Origin of the sequence: Streptococcus oralis (assembly GCF_026782285.1) — a bacterium.
Taxonomy (GTDB): domain Bacteria; phylum Bacillota; class Bacilli; order Lactobacillales; family Streptococcaceae; genus Streptococcus; species Streptococcus oralis_CG.
The window spans coordinates 21,231-43,172 of sequence record NZ_JAKUWG010000001.1; the positions used below are offsets into that span (position 1 = coordinate 21,231).

13 protein-coding genes and 2 pseudogenes are annotated in these 21,942 nt (G+C 41.5%); all 15 read left to right on the forward strand.

Translation table 11 applies throughout. The features are described from left to right. A partial coding sequence (locus MK403_RS00075) for an SIALI-17 repeat-containing surface protein (RefSeq protein ID WP_268708557.1) occupies positions 1-396 on the forward strand: 396 nt, incomplete at its 5' end. 165 nt (positions 397-561) lie between these two features. Further along, positions 562-669: pseudogene (locus tag MK403_RS00080) on the forward strand (YSIRK-type signal peptide-containing protein); the annotation flags it as partial. 150 nt (positions 670-819) lie between these two features. Next, a pseudogene (locus MK403_RS00085) lies at positions 820-5,574 on the forward strand (SIALI-17 repeat-containing surface protein); the annotation flags it as partial. 125 nt (positions 5,575-5,699) lie between these two features. Further along, positions 5,700-6,551, forward strand: a complete 852-nt coding sequence (locus MK403_RS00090) for an NAD(P)H-hydrate dehydratase (RefSeq protein WP_268708558.1) — start codon at positions 5,700-5,702, stop codon at positions 6,549-6,551. 199 nt (positions 6,552-6,750) lie between these two features. Then, complete coding sequence (locus MK403_RS00095) at positions 6,751-9,240, forward strand: bifunctional DnaQ family exonuclease/ATP-dependent helicase (protein ID WP_412080610.1); 2,490 nt, start codon at positions 6,751-6,753, stop codon at positions 9,238-9,240. 5 nt (positions 9,241-9,245) lie between these two features. Continuing rightward, entirely contained in the window at positions 9,246-10,469 is a 1,224-nt protein-coding gene (locus MK403_RS00100; protein ID WP_268708560.1) for an FtsW/RodA/SpoVE family cell cycle protein, read from the forward strand. 10 nt (positions 10,470-10,479) lie between these two features. Next, on the forward strand, positions 10,480-11,034 hold the full coding sequence (locus tag MK403_RS00105; protein WP_268708561.1) for a DJ-1 family glyoxalase III: 555 nt from the start codon (positions 10,480-10,482) through the stop codon (positions 11,032-11,034). A gap of 84 nt (positions 11,035-11,118) precedes the next feature. Continuing rightward, positions 11,119-11,682 carry an HAD-IA family hydrolase gene (locus tag MK403_RS00110; protein WP_326845895.1) on the forward strand — a complete coding sequence of 188 codons (564 nt, stop codon included), beginning with the start codon at positions 11,119-11,121 and terminating at the stop codon, positions 11,680-11,682. A gap of 13 nt (positions 11,683-11,695) precedes the next feature. Further along, entirely contained in the window at positions 11,696-13,642 is a 1,947-nt protein-coding gene (gyrB, locus tag MK403_RS00115; protein WP_000134070.1) for a DNA topoisomerase (ATP-hydrolyzing) subunit B, read from the forward strand. A gap of 80 nt (positions 13,643-13,722) precedes the next feature. Next, complete coding sequence (gene ezrA, locus MK403_RS00120) at positions 13,723-15,450, forward strand: septation ring formation regulator EzrA (RefSeq protein ID WP_268708562.1); 1,728 nt, start codon at positions 13,723-13,725, stop codon at positions 15,448-15,450. 105 nt (positions 15,451-15,555) lie between these two features. Next, positions 15,556-16,947, forward strand: a complete 1,392-nt coding sequence (gene pgdA / locus MK403_RS00125; protein WP_268708563.1) for a peptidoglycan-N-acetylglucosamine deacetylase PgdA — start codon at positions 15,556-15,558, stop codon at positions 16,945-16,947. Between the two features lie 80 nt (positions 16,948-17,027). Continuing rightward, the gene (locus MK403_RS00130; RefSeq protein ID WP_268708564.1) at positions 17,028-17,870 is read left to right on the forward strand and encodes an aldo/keto reductase; all 843 of its coding nucleotides are present in this window, start codon (positions 17,028-17,030) and stop codon (positions 17,868-17,870) included. A 269-nt stretch (positions 17,871-18,139) separates the two neighbouring features. Then, positions 18,140-18,511, forward strand: a complete 372-nt coding sequence (locus MK403_RS00135; RefSeq protein ID WP_268708565.1) for a GFA family protein — start codon at positions 18,140-18,142, stop codon at positions 18,509-18,511. A gap of 208 nt (positions 18,512-18,719) precedes the next feature. Next, positions 18,720-19,637, forward strand: a complete 918-nt coding sequence (gene glyQ, locus MK403_RS00140; protein ID WP_000038733.1) for a glycine--tRNA ligase subunit alpha — start codon at positions 18,720-18,722, stop codon at positions 19,635-19,637. Positions 19,638-19,898: 261 nt separating this feature from the next. Beyond that, the gene (gene glyS / locus MK403_RS00145; RefSeq protein WP_268708566.1) at positions 19,899-21,935 is read left to right on the forward strand and encodes a glycine--tRNA ligase subunit beta; all 2,037 of its coding nucleotides are present in this window, start codon (positions 19,899-19,901) and stop codon (positions 21,933-21,935) included. Positions 21,936-21,942: the final 7 nt, after the last annotated feature.

Sequence of the window (21,942 nt, forward strand, 5' to 3'; positions counted from 1 at the left end):
GGTGGTGCTAACTTTGTAGAAGCAGCAGTAAACGAAGTTCCAGAATACACAGGAACTCTTGCTACTGTAGGAGATCAAGCGGCACCAAGCGTTGAGAAACCTGAATTTAAGGGTGGCGTTAATGCTGTAATGGCTCTAGAACATAAACTTCCAGAGTATCATGGTGTTCTAGCCACGGTAGGAAATGAGGAAGCGCCTGTTCTTGAAAAACCAGATTATCCAGTAGAGCTATTAGCTCATGACCAGACTATAAAACCAAATGTTTCAGTAGTAAAAGAAGAGCAAAATAGATTACCAGAAACAGGTGAGGGAGAATCTGAAACAGCCATTTTCTTGGCAGGTGTTAGCTTGGCCTTGTCAGCAGCCCTGTTAACTGCAAAACGAAAAGAGGATTAGTTTGTGCGTCTAATGCTATCCTATTGGTATAGCTTGGTCGATGATAAAAAATCACATCGATAAATGAGTTGAAGAGATGGAGAGGACTGATTAGGCCTCTCCGTCTTTACTAGTAAAAATGGAATCGTTTACTTTCGTGTTTGGATGAAAGGAGATAAGATAAAGATGGATAAAAATTTTTTCAATAAACGTTGTCATTACAGTATTCGTAAATTCGCTATTGGAGTAGCTTCTATTATGATTGGTGCCAGTATCTTTGGTGTTAATTTAGTAGAGGCAGCAGAAACAGGTAGTGTAGGAGATAAAGAGGGAACTATAACTCAAGCTCAGCCATTGGAAAAGTTACCTGATGAACTTGCAGCAGTTTTGAAGAAAGCAGAAGAAAATGCTGGGAAGGAAGCTAGCTCGACAGTTGGAAATGGAGAAACTACAGGAACGATTGGTTCTACTGATTCGACAAATAATCTTAAACCAGCTGAAGAACCTGGAATTCCAGAGAATGAAACAAAGCCGTCTGAAGCCATGAGTGGAGGACAAAATGATAAAGAAATCGCTAAACCTAGTCAACCAATTACACCTGAAACTCCAAAAGTAGAGCAAACAGGTGATGGAACAGTTGAATTGGCCAATCAATTTACGGCAAGCAAACCAGCTAGCGAAGCCAGTATTGAAGCTGCTAGCAAGAGCTCAGACTATCTCAAAAAAGAGTACAAGGTCTTTCCAACTCCACAAAAAGTGACTTATGGAGAAGGTGTCACAGCCCTTCGTAAGCAAGTCAATCTGGTAATGGGCGATCAACTCGATATCTATACTCGCAATCGCTTGAAGAGCGTTTTGCAGGACAATCAAGTATCTTACAAAACTAGTAAAACGGCCGTTTCTGGCGCAACTAATATCTATCTTGGAGTGCATGGACAAGGTTCACAAGCAGAACAAAACTTGTCCAAGGTTTCCGCAGGTCTCTTTGACAAAATTGATGCTTATGCTCTGACCATCAAGGACAACTCTATCTCCATCGTCGGAAAAGACACAGATGCGGTCTTTTATGGTTTGACAACCTTGAAACATATGCTCAAGGAAAGTCAAGTGCCAGTCCTTCGCAATGTGACAGTGGAAGATTACGCTGAAATCAAGAACCGTGGGTTTATCGAAGGTTACTATGGAAATCCATGGTCTAATGAAAATCGTAAAGAATTGATGCGTTATGGAAGTGAATTGAAGTTAACTCAATACTATTTCGCACCAAAAGATGATCCATACCACAATAAGAAATGGCGTGAACTTTACCCAGAAGAAAAACTGGCTGAAATCCGAGAACTTGCACGTGTCGGTAATCAAACGAAAACACGTTATGTTTGGACCATCCATCCATTTATGAACAATCGTATCCGCTTTGGCAATGAAGCGCATTACCAGGCTGATCTTGCAACCATAAAGGCTAAGTTTACTCAGTTGTTGGACGTGGGAGTGCGTGAATTTGGTGTGCTTGCAGATGATGCACCAAGCCCAGTTGGTGGTTACCATAGTTATGTTCGCTTGATGAAGGATATCACAAATTGGTTGACTGAAAAACAAACAACATACAGTGGTCTCCGTAAAGATATGATTTTTGTTCCTGCTTGGTACATGGGGCAAGGAACTGAAGCTGAACTTCGAACCTTGAATGAACATCTTCCTGAAAATGTCCATTTAACTCTTACTGGTGGAAAGGTCTGGGGGGCTGTTGACCAAACATTCTTAACGAACTTAAAGAAAAATTTAACAGAAGGTGGTAAGACTTACCGTCCAATTCAGTTCTGGATTAACTGGCCATGTAATGATAATACAAAACCCCACCTAATTCTTGGAGGTGGTGAAAAATTCTTACATCCAAATGTTGATTTATCACTTGCACAAGGAATTATGCTAAATCCAATGCAACAATCTGAAGCATCTAAAGTGGCACTTTTTGATATGGCTCAGTATGGATGGAAACAATGGAGAAGTGTAGAAGAAGCAGAACAAATCAACGATATGGCCTTTAACTATGTAGTTAATGATCATTTTGAAGAAAGCAGTGTTTCGAAGGCTTTTCGAGAACTCGGAAAACACATGCGCAATCAAAATAGACCTCCCCATGTCACTAAATTAGAAGAGTCTGTAGAATTGGCTCCAAAATTGACAGAATTCTATAACAAACTCAAATCTGGTCAAAATCTGGATACTGAAAGAAAAGAGTTGAGGGAAATTTTTGCTGGTTTGAAAGCCAATGCTCTATTACTTAAAGAAAAAGGTGATCAGAAATTAATCGAACAAATTCACTATTGGTTAGAGAATACAGTAGATCAAATGAACGCGCTTGAAGCTTTCCTAACAGCTACAGAAGGTCTTACTGAAAAGAATGATGCCAAGGTGTGGGAGTATTATCAGGCCGGAGTCAAACATTATGACCAGTCAGTTAAGTATGCCTTCTTTTACGTTGACCATTATGAATACGCAGAATTTGGTGTCCAACATATTCGACCATTTATCAATAATCTCAAAGAATACTTAGCCTTACATATCCAAGCAATGTTGAATCCAGATAAATTTGTGACAACATTTATTACGAATCGTGCTGGAATAGAAGGCGGATTGAAAGAAGTCACAGATGGTGACTTTGATACACATGTGATTGCCAAAACAACCATTGTGATTGAGAGAGGCGATTATATAGGCTTGCGCTTTAATAAGGCAATTAAAATACACAAATTAGGTTTCGCTACGGGTACTAATACGGCCGATAATTATACCTTTAGTAATGCTCTTGTTGAATATCAAAATGAACATGGAGAATGGGTAGCCATAACGAGCCCCGCTTATACTGGTAGAGAACGTATTCTGGAATTTAATGACCTCGATATCACAGCTCAAGCTGTTCGTATGATAGCAACAGCTAAGAAGGATAATGCTTGGCTTGCCATGCGTGAAATTGCTGTTAACAGACCCCTAGAATTGGGTAGTAAGAAGGTTAGGGGCACTATTAGTTTAAGTCCAAACCTTGTTTACAAATATGGAACAAGTGTTGTTCAGATGCAAGATGGTCGAGAAAACACAGAATCCATGATGGCACATGTTGATCAGACCAATGTCACACCAGCGCAAGCCTGGGTACAAATGGACTTAGGTGGACTGCACAAAGTAAAACGAGTTCATCTGATGCAAGGGGAACGAGACAAACTAGCATCTGGTGTCATCGAATATTCTGCAGATGGTACAAATTGGACAACGCTTCAAAATTTATCAGGGCAACGAACTTCTGATATTGTGCAAGAATTTACAACTCGTTTTGTTCGCATTCGCAATACACAAACCTTAAATAAGTGGTGGAGAATTGCGGAATTTACAGTAGATGTCGATAGTCCAAATCTTGACTTAACAGACACCAACGTGGATGCCTTGAAGGAAACACCAGTAGTGGATAGCTTGGGCAGTTACGAGCTTCAAATTCCAGCTGGAACCAAACTCCCTGCTCATAGCTATCTAGGTATGAAGCTTGACCGTATCCATCAGGTCAAGAGCATCCAGCTCCAAGGCCAAGCCAACCCTGCTCTTAGCCTAGAGTATTCTGCAAATGCGCAAGAGTGGACGTCAGCTAGCCAGTTGAAAGACAGATCTGTCGCAACCCACTTGGTACGTTATGTTCGTCTGGTCAATAAAACAGATCAGGAACAAGCTGTTCCATCTACTTCACTCCTAGTAACTACCAAAGAAGTCCAACCAACTAAACTAGAATCAACAACAATGGGCATTCATCCAACATACGGAAGCAATGATGTTCGTAAACTGAACAATCTAGATCAACTATTTGACGGTGTTTATAACAACTTCGTTGAGTTTTCAGACTATGCCCATAAAGATGGTCATGTAACCTTGAAACTTGGTAGCGAACGCACGATTAAGAAAATCAGAGCCTACATTCAAGACGGAACTCAAAACTACCTTCGTGATGGTAAAATTCAAGTCAGCCAAGATGGTAAAACTTGGACAGATGTCGTGACAGTGGGAGATGGTGTGGCTAATAGCCAACACGACGATTCATTGACAGATGGTTGGATACATGATTCTAAGATGCCAGGAAATCGCTACATCGAAGGTGAATTGACGACACCAGTCAAAGCGAACTATCTCCGTGTTCTCTATACTGCAGACTATGATGCTCGTTTTATAGGCTTTACAGAATTGGTCATCAATGATGGCGAATTTGTCAAACCAATCAATGATCCAACAGTAGAAGGAAGTAGTGGAGAAAGCCAAGGGAATCTTTATAATAATCTTGTAGACGGCAAAGTCTTGACCAGCTACAAGTCTGAAAAAGACAAGGGCGAATTGGTGTATCACTTATCTGAGCCAACCAATGCCAACCACCTTCGTCTCGTTTCCAGTCTTCCTGAAGGAGCGAAAGCACGTGTTCTTGCTAGAACACTCAAGGATGGTCAAGACAGTTGGCTAGACCTCGGTGCCATTACATCAAGCCTCCAAACCTTCGCTATCCGAAATGGTGGCTCTCTTCTAGACGTCAAATTAGTCTGGGAAGGTGGCAAGGCTGAGTTTTATGAATTGGCGAGCTTCTATCAAGAATTAACGGAAGAAGCTGTTCAATCAAGTAAGGGTGAAGAACCAGCACCCGTGCTTGAAGTTCCTGAGTTCACAGGTGGTGTCAATGCAGTGATGGCTCTAGTGCATGAATTGCCAGAATACACAGGCCTGCTAGCAACAGTAGGTGACCAAGCTGCTCCAATGGTAGAGAAACCTGAGTTCCAAGGTGGTGTCAATGCAGTTGAAGCCTTGGTACATGAGCTTCCAGAGTACACAGGCCCATTATCAACAGTAGGTGACCAATCCGCACCTACAGTAGAAAAACCAGAGTTCCAGGGCGGAGTCAACTCCGTTATGGCCTTGAAACATGAGCTCCCAGCTTACACAGGTCCCTTATCAACAGTAGGCGACCAGGCAGCACCGACAGTAGAGAAACCAGAGTTCAAGCTAAGTTCGTTAGAAAAAACTCAGACTTCAGGAGCACCAGTTCAAATTGCCAAAGAAGACAAGAGATTGCCAGAAACTGGTGAGAAACAGTCAGAAACAGCTATTTTCTTGGCAAGTGTTGGACTAGCTCTATCTGCTATCTTTGTCGCAAAAAGTAAAAAAGAAATTAATTGACTTTGAAAAAAGAGATATTTCGTAGAGGGGCTTTGTCCCCTCTTTTTCTATATGAAGGAAGAGATTTATGTTTAAGATGCAAGGTCAATAAACTTTATAGTATAATGAATAGAGAGGAAAAAACGATGAAAGTGATTGATCAAGCCTTACTAGAAAAAGTCATTATTGAACGTTCTCGTACCAGTCATAAAGGAGACTATGGCCGTCTGCTCTTGCTTGGTGGGATCTATCCTTATGGTGGAGCCATCATCATGACTGCCTTGGCAGCTGTAAAAAGTGGTGCAGGATTGGTGACCGTTGGAACAGATAGGGAAAATATCCTTGCTCTACACAGTCATTTACCTGAGGCTATGGCCTTCTCTCTTCAAGATCAGCAATTGTTAAAAGAGCAATTGGAGAGGGCAGAAGTTGTCTTATTGGGACCTGGTTTACGAGACGATACTTTTGGAGAAGAACTAGTCAAACAGGTCTTTGCTAGCTTAAGACAGAATCAGATTTTGATTGTAGACGGAGGTGCCTTGACTATTCTCGCTAGGATAAGTCTGTCATTTCCTTCTAGCCAGCTTATCCTAACTCCCCACCAAAAGGAGTGGGAAAAACTGTCTGGAATTACGATTGAAAAACAAAACGAAGGTACAACAGCTAGTGCTTTGACTTCTTTCCCTCAAGGAACGATTCTTGTCGAGAAAGGTCCAGCGACTCGTATCTGGCAAGCTGGTCAGTCTGAATATTATCAGTTACAGGTTGGAGGCCCCTATCAAGCAACTGGTGGGATGGGAGATACTCTAGCTGGGATGATTGCTGGTTTTGCAGGTCAGTTTCACCAAGTCAGTCTCTATGAGAGAGTGGTGGTAGCGACTCACCTTCATTCAGCTATCGCGCAAGAACTAGCTCAAGAAAATTACCTTGTCTTGCCTACCGAAATTAGTAAAACTCTTCCGAAAACAATGAAAAAAATATCTCAAAAAGGCAGCTAATACCTTGGTTGTCTTTTTATGTTGATGTAGGTTTGTTGATAAGGTTTTCAAATACCTCAGAACCAGCAATCAACTGCTGAACTTACGAGGAATTCTCACTTTTAAGGTCTTGATTTTTACTCAAACTCAAAAGAAAAGCGAGATTGTTATCAAAGTTGAGGGGTGTCAAATCATGCTTTTTTTGATATAATTTTTAATGATGAATGCGAGAAATGATCGGTATGTGGTCGTTGATTTAGAGGCGACCAGCACCGGAAGCAAGGCAAAAATTATTCAAGTAGGCATTGTGGTGATTGAGAATGGTGAAATCATCGATCAGTATGCGACTGATGTCAATCCCCACGAACCCTTGGATTCTCATATCAAAGAATTAACAGGTCTGACCGATCAGCGTTTGGCTGCAGCGCCAGAGTTTTCTCAGGTGGCTGGAAAAATTTTTGAATTGGTTAAGGACGGTATTTTTGTTGCGCACAATGTACAGTTTGATGCTAACCTTCTTGCAGAATTCCTCTTTTTTGAAGGATATGAATTGCGCACACCGCGGGTGGATACTGTTGAGTTAGCCCAAGTTTTATATCCTCAGTTTGAAAAATACAATCTAGGTATCCTTTGTCAAGAGTTGGGCATTGAGCTGGAACATGCCCATACTGCCCTGTCAGATGCTCAGGCAACAGCTGAACTCTTGCTTTACATGCGTCAAAAACTTTTTGAGATACCTAAAGGGCTTTTAGAAAGCTTGTTAAACCTTGCAGACAACCTTCTCTATGAAAGTTATCTGGTGATTGAAGAGGTTTACCAGCAGCAATCTCTCCTTGCTTCTCCAGAATTGATAGAACTCCATGGGCTTTTCCTGAGAAAGGAAAGCAAAGGCTTAGTCCCACGAAAGTTATCCAAAGACTTTGCTAAAAACATTTCTTTATTGGGGCTGGAGGAGCGTCCGCAACAGTTGGGATTTGCGGAGAAGGTTGAGCAATTATTGGAAGAACACCAGACTTCCTTTATCCAAGCTCAAACGGGACTCGGCAAGACATACGGCTATATCCTCCCAGCTTTGAACTCGGAGAGTCAAGCAGGGATTCTAGTGAGTGTTCCGACCAAAATTCTTCAAAATCAAATCATGCAAGAAGAAGGTCAGCGCTTAAAAGAGGTCTTCCATCTGGAGATTCATAGTCTCAAGGGTCCTCAAAATTATTTAAAACTGGATGCCTTTCACAGAGTTCTCCATCGATCAGAGTCCAATCGCCTTTTTACACGCTTTAAAATGCAACTGCTCATCTGGCTAACAGAGACAGAGACAGGTGACTTGGACGAAATCGAGCAGCTTTATCGCTACCAGCACTTTCTGCCAGAACTAGTCCACGATGGCAAGCTTTCAAGGAAAAGTTTATTTGCTACAGAGGATTTTTGGAAACGAGGGCAGGAAAAGGTCAAGACCAGTCGTATTCTTCTGACCAATCATGCCTATCTGGTCACTCGTTTGGAAGACAATCCAGAGTTTGTCGACAACCGTTTGGTAATTTTGGATGAAGCTCAAAAAATGCTGCTAGCCCTTGAAAATCTAGCCCAGCAGGCTTATCGTCTTGAGGATCTTGTAACTCAAATTGAAAAGTCCATAGAGCCAGTGGAGAATTTGGTTCAGAAACGCTTGCTTGAGAGTATCGGCTTTGAATGTCGTTACTTGATGGAGCACTATCAGTCAGGTCTGAAGAATGGAAAGTGGTTGGATTCTCTTGAAGAGTTGCGCCAGCATTTTTCGGAATTAGCTCTCCCAGAGTATAGAGAAATTGCAAATTTTTTCACATCGGACCGTGAATTTTGGCTTGCTGCAACTGAGAAGTCTAGCAAGGACGTTTTGATTTGTTCAAGCAAAAAAGGCCGCTTTATACTAGCAGATTTATTGCCAGAAGATTGTAGGCTCCTAGGAGTATCGGCCACTCTTGAAATCAGCAATCGGGTTTCCCTAGCAGATTTATTGGGCTTTCCTGATGCTCCACTTGTTAGACTTGATGTATCAAAGCAGGAGCAACAAGAAGTCTTTCTAGTCGATGACTTTCCTCTTGTGACAGAAGTTCCGCCTGTTGACTATGCTAGTGAAGTGGCTTCTGTCATTCGAAGCTTACAAGCCTTTCAAGAACCCTTATTGGTTTTGTTTACCTCAAAAGAAATGTTGCTGGCAGTTTCGGACCTGCTCGACCAACCGCATCTAGCTCAGTATAAAAATGGGGAATCAAGCCAACTGAAAAAACGTTTTGAAAAAGGCGAGCGCCAAATCTTGCTTGGAACAGGTAGTTTCTGGGAAGGGGTTGATTTTTCAACACATCCATGTGTTATCCAAGTGATTCCGAGATTGCCTTTCCAAAATCCCCAAGAACCGTTAACCAAAAAATTAAACCAAGAACTGCGTCAAGAAGGGAAAAATCCCTTCTATGATTATCAGTTGCCGATGGCAATCATTCGACTAAAACAAGCCCTGGGCCGTACTGTTAGACGATCTGACCAAGGTTCGATTGCTCTAATCTTAGACAGTCGTGTCGTCAGCAAGCGTTATGGCAAACAAATCGCTCAAACCTTGTCAAAAGAAAGGGATGTTCGAGTCCTTTCTAGAGAAAAGCTAGAGTCTGCAGTAGCAGATTTTCTCCAATCCCGTCGCAATAGAATGAAAGAAAAATCCAAGAAAGAGAAAAGGTAAAAAATATGAAACGTTCCTTCGACTCTCGAGTCGATTATAGCCTCCTCCTACCAGTGTTTTGTCTACTGGTGATTGGAGTAGTGGCTATTTATATAGCAGTTAGCCATGACTATCCCAATAATGTACTTCCAATTCTAGGTCAGCAAATCGCTTGGATTGTCTTGGGTCTTGTCATTGGGTTTGTCGTCATGTTCTTCAATACCGAGTTTTTATGGAAGGTGACTCCTTATCTTTATGGCTTAGGGTTGGCCTTGATGGTTCTCCCACTTGTTTTTTACAATCCGAGTTTGGTAGCTTCTACAGGTGCTAAAAACTGGGTGTCAATAGGTGGAACCACGCTCTTTCAACCATCTGAGTTCATGAAGATTTCCTACATCTTGATATTGGCTCGAGTCATTGTACAATTCACTCAAAAACACAAGGAATGGCGACGGACTATTCCCTTGGATTTCCTATTGATTGGTTGGATGATTGCCTTTACTATCCCAGTGCTGGTCCTTTTAGCTCTACAAAGTGACTTAGGGACTGCCTTGGTCTTCGTAGCTATTTTTGCAGGCATGGTTCTCCTTTCAGGTGTTTCGTGGAAGATTATCATTCCAGTTTTTGTAACAGGGGTGACTGCATTTGCAGGCTTCATGGCCATCTTTATAAGCAAGGATGGACGTGCCTTCTTGCATCAGATTGGGATGCCAACCTACCAGATCAACCGCATCTTGGCCTGGCTCAATCCCTTTGACTTTGCGCAAACAACGACTTACCAACAGGCGCAGGGACAAATTGCTATTGGAAGTGGTGGCTTGTTTGGACAAGGTTTCAATGTGTCCAATCTCCTTATTCCAGTACGTGAAAGTGATATGATTTTCACAGTGATTGCTGAAGATTTTGGCTTTATTGGTTCGGTCTTTGTCATCGCTTTATACTTACTTCTCATCTATCGAATGTTGAAGATTACGCTCAGATCAAATAACCAGTTCTACACCTACATTTCGACTGGCTTTATCATGATGTTACTCTTCCATATTTTTGAAAATATCGGTGCTATGACAGGCTTACTTCCTTTGACAGGGATTCCTCTGCCTTTCATCTCTCAAGGGGGCTCCGCTATTATTAGTAACCTCATCGGAGTCGGTCTCCTCTTGTCTATGAGTTACCAGACCAACCTAGCAGAAGAGAAAAGTGGAAAAGTTCCACTCAAGCGAAAGAAAGTCGTCCTAAAACAAATCAAATAAGGAGGCCACTATGGCAAAAGTTGCAGTTATCTTAGCAAATGGCTTTGAAGAAATTGAAGCCTTGACAGTAGTTGATGTTTTGCGTCGAGCAAACATTTCCTGTGATATGGTAGGATTTGAAGAGCAGATGACAGGATCACATGGCATTCAGGTAAAAGCCGACCGTGTCTTTGATGGTGATTTATCCGACTATGACTTGGTAGTTCTTCCAGGTGGCATGCCTGGGTCAGCTCACCTACGAGATAATCAAGCGCTCATTTCTGAGATTCAAGCCTTTAACCAATCTGGAAAGAAAATTGCGGCCATCTGTGCAGCCCCAATCGCCCTCCATCAAGCAGGTGTCCTGAAAGACAAGCACTTCACCTGTTATGACGGTGTTCAGGAGAACATCAGTGACGGAATTTACCGAAAGGAAACAGTGGTTGTAGATGGCAATCTAACAACCAGCCGAGGACCGTCAACTGCCCTTGCCTTTGCCTATGAGTTGGTAGAGCAATTGGGAGGAGATGCCGAAAGTTTACGAGACGGCATGCTCTATCGAGATGTCTTTGGAAATCAACAGTAAAACGAGAGCTAGACTCTCGTTTTTTACTTGGAAAAAACTAGGAAATCATCGCTTTTTTCGTAAAAAAATGGTATAATGAAGGGTATGAAATATCACGACTACATATGGGATTTAGGTGGTACCCTATTGGATAATTATGAGACTTCTACAGCAGCCTTTGTAGAAACCTTAGCCCAATATGGAATAGAGCAAGAACACGACCGTGTTTACGAAGCCTTGAAGGTTTCGACAGCTTTTGCCATCGAGAAGTTTGCCCCAAACATCGAGGATTTTTTAGAAAACTACAAAGAAAATGAAGCGCGTGAGCTAGAGCACCCAGTCTTGTTTGAGGGAATTCCTGAGCTACTCAAAGACATTTCTGACAAGGGCGGTCGTCATTTCTTAGTTTCTCATCGAAATGACCAAGTGCTAGAACTTCTTGCTAAGACCCAGATAGCGAACTACTTCACAGAAGTAGTGACTGCCAGTTCAGGCTTCAAACGAAAACCAGATCCTGAGTCCATGATTTATTTACGTGATAAATATCATATTACATCTGGTTTGGTCATTGGTGACAGAAATATTGATGTAGAAGCAGGTAAAGCTGCTGGCTTAGATGCCTATCTTTTTAATAACGTTGCGACATTGAGACAAGCAATAGACATGTAAGAAAAGGGAAAAAATGACAGAAGAAATCAAAAATCAACAGGCACAGGATTACGATGCCAGTCAAATTCAAGTTTTGGAGGGGCTGGAAGCCGTTCGTATGCGTCCAGGTATGTATATTGGATCGACTTCAAAAGAAGGTCTTCACCATCTAGTATGGGAAATTGTTGATAACTCAATTGACGAAGCCCTGGCTGGATTTGCCAGTCATATCCAAGTCTTTATTGAGCCAGATAATTCCATCACTGTTGTGGATGATGGTCGTGGAATTCCTGTTGACATTCAGGAAAAGACAGGACGTCCCGCTGTTGAGACCGTCTTTACAGTCCTTCACGCTGGAGGAAAATTCGGCGGTGGCGGATATAAGGTATCAGGTGGTCTCCACGGGGTAGGTTCATCAGTAGTAAACGCTCTTTCAACGCAACTAGATGTTCATGTTCACAAAAACGGTAAGATTCATTACCAAGAATACCGTCGTGGTCATGTTGTTGCTGATCTTGAGGTGGTTGGAGATACGGATAAAACTGGAACAACTGTTCATTTCACACCAGACCCAGAGATTTTTACAGAAACAACGACCTTTGATTTTGACAAATTAAACAAACGTATTCAAGAACTAGCCTTTTTGAACCGAGGTCTTCGAATCTCAATAACAGATAAGCGCGAAGGTTTGGAACAAACCAAGCATTACCATTATGAAGGTGGGATTGCTAGTTACGTTGAATATATCAATGAGAATAAGGATGTTATCTTTGATACACCAATCTACACCGATGGTGAGATGGATGATATTACCGTTGAAGTAGCAATGCAGTACACAACGGGTTACCATGAGAATGTCATGAGTTTCGCCAATAACATTCACACCCATGAAGGTGGTACGCATGAGCAAGGTTTCCGTACGGCACTAACTCGCGTTATCAACGATTATGCTCGTAAAAATAAGTTACTGAAAGACAATGAAGACAACCTGACAGGGGAAGATGTTCGCGAAGGCTTGACTGCAGTAATCTCTGTCAAGCATCCAAATCCGCAGTTTGAAGGACAAACCAAGACCAAACTGGGAAATAGCGAAGTGGTTAAGATCACCAATCGTCTTTTCAGCGATGCCTTCTCTGATTTCCTCATGGAGAATCCGCAGATTGCCAAGCGCATCGTGGAAAAAGGGATTTTGGCTGCCAAGGCTCGTGTAGCTGCCAAGCGTGCGCGCGAAGTCACTCGCAAGAAATCTGGTTTGGAAATTTCCAATCTTCCAGGAAAACTAGCAGACTGTTCTTCAAATAACCCTGCTGAAACAGAACTCTTTATCGTTGAGGGAGACTCAGCTGGTGGGTCAGCTAAATCTGGTCGTAACCGTGAATTCCAAGCTATCTTGCCAATTCGTGGTAAAATCTTGAACGTTGAAAAGGCTAGCATGGATAAAATCCTTGCCAACGAAGAAATTCGGAGTCTCTTTACAGCCATGGGAACAGGATTTGGTGCAGAATTTGATGTCACTAAGGCTCGTTACCAAAAACTCGTTTTGATGACTGATGCCGATGTCGATGGAGCCCACATTCGAACCCTCTTGCTAACATTGATTTACCGCTACATGAAACCAATTCTAGAAGCTGGATATGTCTACATTGCCCAACCGCCAATCTATGGGGTTAAAGTTGGAAGTGAGATCAAAGAATACATTCAACCTGGTGCAGATCAAGAAATTAAACTCCAAGAAGCCTTAGCACGTCACAGTGAAGGGCGTTCAAAACCAACCATCCAACGATATAAAGGTCTGGGAGAAATGGATGACCACCAATTGTGGGAAACAACCATGGATCCAGAACATCGCTTGATGGCGCGTGTTTCGGTAGATGATGCAGCAGAAGCTGATAAAATCTTTGATATGTTGATGGGTGACCGAGTTGAACCTCGCCGTGAATTTATCGAAGAAAATGCCGTTTACAGTACCCTTGACGTCTAAAAAATGTGGGAAATAGTTCCCATGACCTAAAAAATATGATATAATCAATACGATTGTTTCTAGTATAAAAGGAGTTTGATATGTCTAATGGACAACTAATTTATCTAATGGTTGCGATTGCAGTCATTTTGATTCTGGCTTATGTAGCGGCAATCTTCCTACGTAAGCGTAATGTAAGTAGATTGACGGCCCTCGAAGAAAGAAAAGAAGAACTCTACAACCTTCCTGTAAATGATGAGGTTGAAGCGGTTAAAAACATGCATTTGATTGGTCAAAGTCAGGTAACCTTCCGTGAATGGAATCAAAAATGGGTTGATTTATCCCTTAACTCATTTGCTGATATTGAAAATAACCTGTTTGAGGCTGAAGGCTATAATAATTCTTTTCGCTTTTTCAAAGCGACTCACCAAATCGATCAAATCGAAAGTCAAATTGATTTAATTGAAGAAGACATTGCGGCGATTCGCAATGCGCTTTCAGAGCTTGAAAAACAAGAGTCTAAGAATAGCGGACGTGTTCTGCATGCTTTGGACTTATTTGAAACTCTGCAACATACCGTAGCAGAAAATTCGGAACAGTATGGTAAAGCCCTTCCTGAAATTGAGAAACAATTGGAAAATATCCAGTCAGAGTTTTCTCAATTTGTAACCTTGAACTCTTCAGGTGACCCAGTTGAAGCAGCAGCAATTCTTGATTCAACTGAAAATCATATTCTCGCTTTGACACATATCGTTGATCGTGTTCCATCTCTCGTGAAGACTTTGTCAACAGAACTTCCAGAACAATTGGAAGATTTGGAGGAAGGCTACCGTAAACTCTTGGATGCTAATTATCACTTCACTGAAACGGACATCGAGTCACGCTTCCAACTTTTACATGAATCCTTGAAAAATAATCAAGAAAATATCCGTCAGTTGGAATTGGATAATGCAGAGTATGAAAATACACAAATCCAAGAAGAGATTAATGCGCTCTACGATATCTTCACTCGCGAAATTGCAGCTCAAAAAGTAGTTGAAAGTCTCCTTTCAACGCTTCCAACCTACCTCAATCACTTGAAAGAAAATAATCAGGTTTTGGTTCAAGACCTTGAACGCTTGAATAAAACTTATCTTCTCCCAGAAAGTGATGGGAACCATGTCCGCCGTCTTCAAGCTGAATTGTCAGGGCTTGATACAGCGATCACAGAGGCAACTGAAGATCAGACAGAACCTACTCAAGCCTACTCTGTTTTAGAGGAGCAGCTTAGTTCACTTCAAAGTAATCTAAAAGACATTGAAGACGAACAAGTTTCTGTTAGTGAACGCCTAGCTCAAATCGAAAAAGATGACATCAATGCTCGTCAAAAAGCAAATGTCTATGTGAACCGTTTGCATACTATCAAACGTTACATGGAGAAGAGAAACTTGCCGGGTATTCCTCAAAGTTTCTTGAAACTTTTCTTCACTGCAAGCCATAACACAGAAGATCTGATGGCAGAGTTAGAACAAGCACAAGTTAATATTGAATCAGTTAAACGAATTCTTGAAATTGCGACCCATGACATGGAGGCTCTTGAAACAGAAACCTACAATATTGTTCAATACGCGACCTTGACGGAGCAACTCTTGCAGTATTCAAACCGTTATCGTTCATTTGATGAGCGTATCCAGCAAGCTTTCAATGAAGCACTTGAAATTTTTGAAAAAGAATTTGACTACAAGGCATCATTTGAGAAGATTTCTCAGGCCTTGGAAGTTGCAGAACCAGGAGTCACAAATCGCTTTGTTTCTTCTTATGAAAAAACACGTGAAGCGATTCGCTTCTAATACCTGAAAAGCTTAGATCATCTAGGCTTTTTATTATTTCTTTCAAAAATAGAAGAATATCGATTTATCATTGAAATTATAGTTCTGATTTGATATGATGGAGGTATGAAGAAAAATAGAGAGAAACGTGTTTCCCACGATAAAAAGAGAAGTAGATTGCTTTCCCTTGTTGGAATCTTAGGTCTTGCTATGATCTGCCTAGGTGGTGCCATTGGTTACAAGATTCTACAGAAGCAATCCTATGAACAAAAAATTGAAGCGCTAAAAAGTGAAAAAGATCAACAATTCAAAGCAGGCAGTCAGAAAGACCATTTCCGAAAAGATCAAGCTGAAGTGATTGCCTACTACCCTCTTCAAGGAGAGGAAGTCATTGCATCTGTTAGAGAAAAGATCAACCAGGATATCAAAGAAAAGCTAGAAGATAAAGAGGATTTGGTTTTTTATTATACGGAGCAGTTGGATCCCGTCCTAAAGGGAGTTGTGGCTCGTAATATTAGTAAGCAAGTTTACGATTTGTCTGCAGCAAAGGTTGAAGAAAAAGAAAAGACTTCTTTAGGAAAAATTTTCTTGACAGAAGACGGTAAAACTTTTACTCTTAGTCAACTTTTCAAAGATGCGACCAAGGCTAAGGAACTCTTGCTGAGTCAAATCAAAGCAACCCTAGAAGATAAGAAACTTGACCAGACAAAAATTGATCAGGTTCTAAAAAACTTCACAGACCAAGAATTGACGTCTTGGAGCTTTGATTATAAAGATAGTCAACTCATCCTTTATCCAGCGAACTCAGGGGAGACTCTGGAGGAAATTGCTTTACCAATATCCAGTTTCTTTGATGTATTGGAGTCCTCTTATCTATTAGAAAAGGATGCTGAGCTTTACCAGGTTTACTTTGCTCAGAAAAATAAAAAAGTTGTAGCCTTGACCTTTGACGATGGTCCAAATCCATCTACAACTACACAAGCTTTGGATACATTAGCTAAGTACAATGTAAAGGCGACTTTCTTTGTACTTGGTAAAAACATTGCTGGCAACGAAGATCTTCTAAAACGAATGAAATCAGAAGGCCATGTTGTAGGAAACCATAGCTGGGATCATCCCGTTCTTTCCAAATTGTCTCTGGAAGATGCTAAAAAACAAATCACGGATACAGAAGATTCCTTGACCAAAGTTTTAGGTTCGAGTTCTAAACTTATGCGACCTCCTTACGGAGCGATTACAGATGATATTCGTAATAGTCTGGATTTGAGTTTTATCATGTGGAATGTAGATAGTTTGGACTGGAAGAGCAAGAATGAATCTGCTATTTTAACAGAGATTCAGCATCAAGTTCGTAATGGATCGATTGTTCTTATGCATGATATTCACGGCGCTACAGTTAATGCTCTTCCAAAGATTATAGAATATCTGAAAGAGCAAGGTTATACATTTGTGACTGTTCCGGAAATGCTTAATTCTCGCTTGAAAGCTCACGAAATGTATTATGACCGTGATCAATAATTGGTAAAATCTAAAGGAGCAAGTGTTCTGGCAATCAGGCAATGTTTCTTTAGATTTTCTTCACATAGAAAGGAAAAACGATGAAATCATACACCCTTAATAATGGAGTTTCAATCCCAGTTTTAGGATTTGGAACATGGAAAGCTGAAAATGGAGAAGTCGCCTATCAAGCCGTTTTAGAAGCCTTAAAGGCTGGTTATCGTCATATCGATACGGCAACTATCTATAAAAATGAGGAGAGTGTTGGTCGTGCTATTCGGAATAGCGGTATTTCACGTCAAGAAATCTTTGTAACGACCAAACTTTGGAATACCAATCACAGCTATGAAGCAGCTTGCCATGCTTTTGAGCAATCAATGGAAAAACTAGGATTGGACTATCTAGATTTGTACCTTATCCATTGGCCAAATCCAAAACCACTAAGAGAAAACGACGAATGGAAAACTCGCAATGCTGAAGTCTGGAGAGCGATGGAGGATCTTTACAAAGAAGGCAAGATTCGTGCTATCGGAGTTAGCAATTTTCTCCCTCATCATCTGGATGCTTTGCTTGAGACAGCAAGAGTCATTCCAGCGGTTAATCAGGTGCGCTTAGCGCCAGGGGTTTATCAAGAAGAAGTAGTTTCCTGCTGTAGAGAGAAGGGAATTCTCCTAGAGGCATGGGGACCATTTGGGCAAGGGGAGTTGTTTGAACAGAAGGAAGTCCAAGAAATTGCTGCAAAGCATGGGAAGTCAGTAGCTCAAATCGCCTTGGCTTGGAGTTTATCAGAAGGCTTCTTACCTCTACCTAAGTCCGTAACAGCCTCTCGCATCCAGAGCAATCTTGACTGTTTTGGGATTGAACTCAGCAAAGAAGAGCGAGAAATCTTAAAGAGTATTTCTGTGACTTCTGGTGCACCACGTGTAGATGAGATGGATTTTTAGAAAGTAAGAAAAAGAATTGTAAATTTCGTACCTTTCTGATATAATATTCAACAGGAAAGAAAGTCTTATGGCGTTCTTCAAGCGAGCTTGGGACAGTGGGAGCCAAGTAGAACAAGCTAAGAAACTGGCGCTTTCTGTCGTATTTTTAAAAACAATGAAGTAATAAATTAGGGTGGAACCGCGTTTATGACGCCCCTAGTCGCAAGGCTTGGGTGTTGAAATTCGGTTCTTTTTGAATTTCGTCTAGTACCTAAGTAGAAAGGAGCATAATGCTTAAAGGATCTTGTTTATGCAAAGCAGTGACCTACACTTTAGATGAGGAATTGTCGGAATTAGTTTTTTGTCATTGCTCATTCTGTCGGAAAGCAACTGCGTCTGCCTATACAGTGAATGCCAAAGTTAGCAGCAAAAATTTAGTATTGTATGGAGAAAAGAATTTAGTTACTTATAGTTCATCTCCAGGGAAACAACGCTATTACTGCCAGAACTGTCACAGTCAAATTTTCACTATTCAAGAAGATGTACCAGAAGTTTGTGCTTTGAAATTGGGTACAGTAGATGAATGCAATCAGAATTTACAAACTGTTCCTAAACGTCATATTTTTCAGGACCCAGCTTTTTCTTGGTTGCTTGATGAATAAATCCAAAAAGATAATATAAATTAAAGGAGTAAACAATGTCTAAGAAATTAACATTTCACTGCGTCAGTGGCAGAGACCTCCTTACAGTCGGGCTGCCCCACGTTCAGCACTAGGGTGCTGAGCTAGACGCAGTACTAACTCGTCTTGCCTCGGATAATCGACGAGGCAGACTCGTGTCGCAAGTAATTTATAAAAAAAGGAGTAAATAATGTCTAAAAAATTGACTTTCCAGGAAATCATCCTTACTTTGCAACAGTTTTGGAATGACCAAGGTTGTATGCTCATGCAGGCTTATGATAATGAAAAAGGTGCGGGGACAATGAGCCCTTACACTTTCCTTCGTGCTATTGGGCCTGAGCCATGGAATGCGGCTTATGTAGAGCCATCACGTCGTCCTGCTGACGGTCGTTACGGAGAAAACCCTAACCGTCTTTACCAACACCACCAATTCCAAGTGGTCATGAAGCCTTCTCCATCAAATATCCAAGAACTGTACCTTGAGTCTTTAGAAAAATTGGGAATCAACCCTTTGGAACACGATATCCGCTTCGTTGAAGATAACTGGGAAAACCCATCTACTGGTTCAGCTGGTCTCGGTTGGGAAGTGTGGCTTGATGGGATGGAAATCACTCAATTCACTTATTTCCAACAAGTTGGTGGATTGGCAACAGGTCCTGTGACTGCGGAAGTTACCTATGGTTTGGAACGCTTGGCTTCTTATATTCAGGAAGTGGACTCGGTCTATGATATCGAGTGGGCTGATGGTGTTAAATACGGAGAAATCTTTATCCAGCCTGAGTACGAGCACTCAAAATATTCGTTTGAAATTTCGGATCAAGAAATGTTGCTGGAAAACTTTGATAAATTTGAAAAAGAAGCTGGTCGTGCCTTGGAAGAGGGCTTGGTTCACCCTGCCTATGACTATGTTCTCAAATGTTCACATACCTTTAACTTGCTTGACGCGCGTGGTGCCGTATCTGTAACGGAGCGCGCAGGTTATATCGCACGTATCCGTAACTTAGCCCGTGTCGTAGCCAAAACCTTTGTCGCAGAACGCAAACGCCTAGGCTATCCACTTTTGGATGAAGCAACACGAGCTAAACTCTTAGCAGAAGACGCAGAATAGTAAGTAATACTGTGCTCTAAAATCGTTAGAGGCAAGTCGAAGACTTGCTAGAGGGATATGGCGCCGCCGTACTGTTGTGTGGGGATTTTTGAAACCTTGGGTTCAAAAATCAGTCAGCTAAATCCACTTTGATGAGACTGTTGGAAATCTTAGTTTATTTGGTATAAGATTTCCTTACAGACTCACAAAAGTTAGTTAGCGACGTCCCCAGTACCTAAGGTGCATATCAAAAAAGATTGAAGAAAATGTGAAGGAAAAAACATGACAAAAAACTTATTAGTAGAACTCGGTCTTGAAGAGTTACCAGCCTACGTAGTAACTCCTAGTGAAAAACAACTAGGCGAAAAAATGGCAGCATTTCTCAAGGAAAATCGCCTGTCTTTTGAAGCCATTCAAACCTTCTCAACACCACGTCGTTTGGCTGTTCGTGTGACTGGGCTTGCAGACAAGCAATCTGATTTGACAGAAGATTTCAAGGGACCAGCAAAGAAAATCGCCTTGGATAGTGATGGAAACTTCACCAAAGCAGCTCAAGGATTTGTCCGTGGAAAAGGCTTGACGGTTGAAGATATTGAATTCCGTGAAATCAAGGGTGAAGAATATGTCTATGTTACCAAGGAAGAAGTGGGCCAACCAGTTGAATCCATTGTTCCAGGTGTAGTAGACGTCTTGAAGTCACTAACTTTCCCTGTCAGCATGCACTGGGCTAACAACACTTTTGAATATATCCGCCCTGTTCACACTTTGACTGTTCTTTTAGATGAAGAAGAGTTTGATTTGGATTTCCTTGATATCAAGGGCGGTCGTGTGAGTCGCGGTCATCGTTTCTTGGGACAAGAAACCAAGATTCAGTCAGCATTGAGCTATGAAGAAGACCTTCGTAGCCAGTTTGTAATCGCAGATCCTCGTGAACGTGAGCAAATGATTGTTGACCAAATCAAGGCAATCGAAGCTGAACATGGCGTACGTATCGAAATTGATGTCGACTTGCTGAACGAAGTCTTGAACTTGGTTGAATACCCAACTGCCTTTATGGGAAGTTTTGATGCCAAATACCTTGAAGTTCCAGAAGAAGTTTTGGTGACTTCGATGAAAGAACACCAACGTTACTTCGTTGTTCGTGATCAAGATGGCAAGCTCTTGCCAAACTTCATTTCAGTCCGTAACGGAAATGCAGAGCATTTGGAAAATGTCATCAAGGGAAATGAAAAAGTCTTAGTTGCCCGCTTGGAAGACGGAGAATTCTTCTGGCGTGAAGACCAAAAATTGGTTATTTCTGACCTTGTTGAAAAATTGAACCATGTGACCTTCCACGAAAAGATTGGTTCTCTTCGTGAACACATGATTCGTACTGGTCAGATTGCCATTCTCTTGGCAGAAAAGGCTGGCTTGTCAGTGGATGAAACGGTTGACCTTGCTCGTGCAGCAGCTATTTACAAATTTGACTTGTTGACGGGGATGGTGGGTGAGTTTGATGAGCTCCAAGGAATTATGGGTGAGAAATATGCTCTTCTTGCTGGAGAAACTCCAGCAGTTGCGGCTGCTATTCGTGAACACTACATGCCTACATCAGCGGACGGAGCTCTCCCAGAGAGCAAGATTGGAGCCATTCTAGCCATTGCAGACAAATTGGATACGATTTTGAGTTTCTTCTCAGTAGGCTTGATTCCTTCAGGTTCTAATGACCCTTATGCCCTTCGTCGTGCGACGCAAGGTGTGGTTCGTATCTTGGATGCCTTTGGTTGGCACATTGCTATGGATGAGCTGATCGATAGCCTTTATACTTTGAAATTTGACAGCTTGACTTATGAAAATAAAGCAGAAGTCATGGACTTTATCAAGGCTCGTGTTGATAAGATGATGGGTTCTACTCCAAAAGACATTAAGGAAGCAGTTCTCGCAGGTTCAAACTTTGTTGTGGCGGATATGCTAGAAACAGCAAGTTCTCTTGTCGAAGCAAGCAAGAAAAAAGACTTCAAACCATCTGTCGAATCCCTCTCACGTGCTTTCAATTTGGCTGAGAAAGCAGAAGAATCTGATACTGTTGATCCTGCTCTTTTTGAAAATGAAGAAGAAAAAGCCTTGGCAGAAGCCGTAGAATCACTCGTTTTGTCAGGGACCGCAAGTCAGCAATTAGAACAACTCTTTGCGCTTAGCCCAATTATTGATGCTTTCTTTGATAATACCATGGTAATGGCCGAAGATCAGACTGTCCGACAAAATCGCTTGGCTATCTTGTCGCAATTAACCAAGAAAGCCGCTAAACTTGCACGTTTCAATCAAATTAATACCAAATAAAAAATAA

Coding starts and splice junctions, on each gene's coding strand:
- MK403_RS00090 (WP_268708558.1), top strand. CDS start 5,700: ATGAAAGTGATTGATCAAGCCTTACTAGAAAAAGTCATTATTGAACGT.
- MK403_RS00095 (WP_412080610.1), top strand. CDS start 6,751: ATGAATGCGAGAAATGATCGGTATGTGGTCGTTGATTTAGAGGCGACC.
- MK403_RS00100 (WP_268708560.1), top strand. CDS start 9,246: ATGAAACGTTCCTTCGACTCTCGAGTCGATTATAGCCTCCTCCTACCA.
- MK403_RS00105 (WP_268708561.1), top strand. CDS start 10,480: ATGGCAAAAGTTGCAGTTATCTTAGCAAATGGCTTTGAAGAAATTGAA.
- MK403_RS00110 (WP_326845895.1), top strand. CDS start 11,119: ATGAAATATCACGACTACATATGGGATTTAGGTGGTACCCTATTGGAT.
- gyrB (WP_000134070.1), top strand. CDS start 11,696: ATGACAGAAGAAATCAAAAATCAACAGGCACAGGATTACGATGCCAGT.
- ezrA (WP_268708562.1), top strand. CDS start 13,723: ATGTCTAATGGACAACTAATTTATCTAATGGTTGCGATTGCAGTCATT.
- pgdA (WP_268708563.1), top strand. CDS start 15,556: ATGAAGAAAAATAGAGAGAAACGTGTTTCCCACGATAAAAAGAGAAGT.
- MK403_RS00130 (WP_268708564.1), top strand. CDS start 17,028: ATGAAATCATACACCCTTAATAATGGAGTTTCAATCCCAGTTTTAGGA.
- MK403_RS00135 (WP_268708565.1), top strand. CDS start 18,140: ATGCTTAAAGGATCTTGTTTATGCAAAGCAGTGACCTACACTTTAGAT.
- glyQ (WP_000038733.1), top strand. CDS start 18,720: ATGTCTAAAAAATTGACTTTCCAGGAAATCATCCTTACTTTGCAACAG.
- glyS (WP_268708566.1), top strand. CDS start 19,899: ATGACAAAAAACTTATTAGTAGAACTCGGTCTTGAAGAGTTACCAGCC.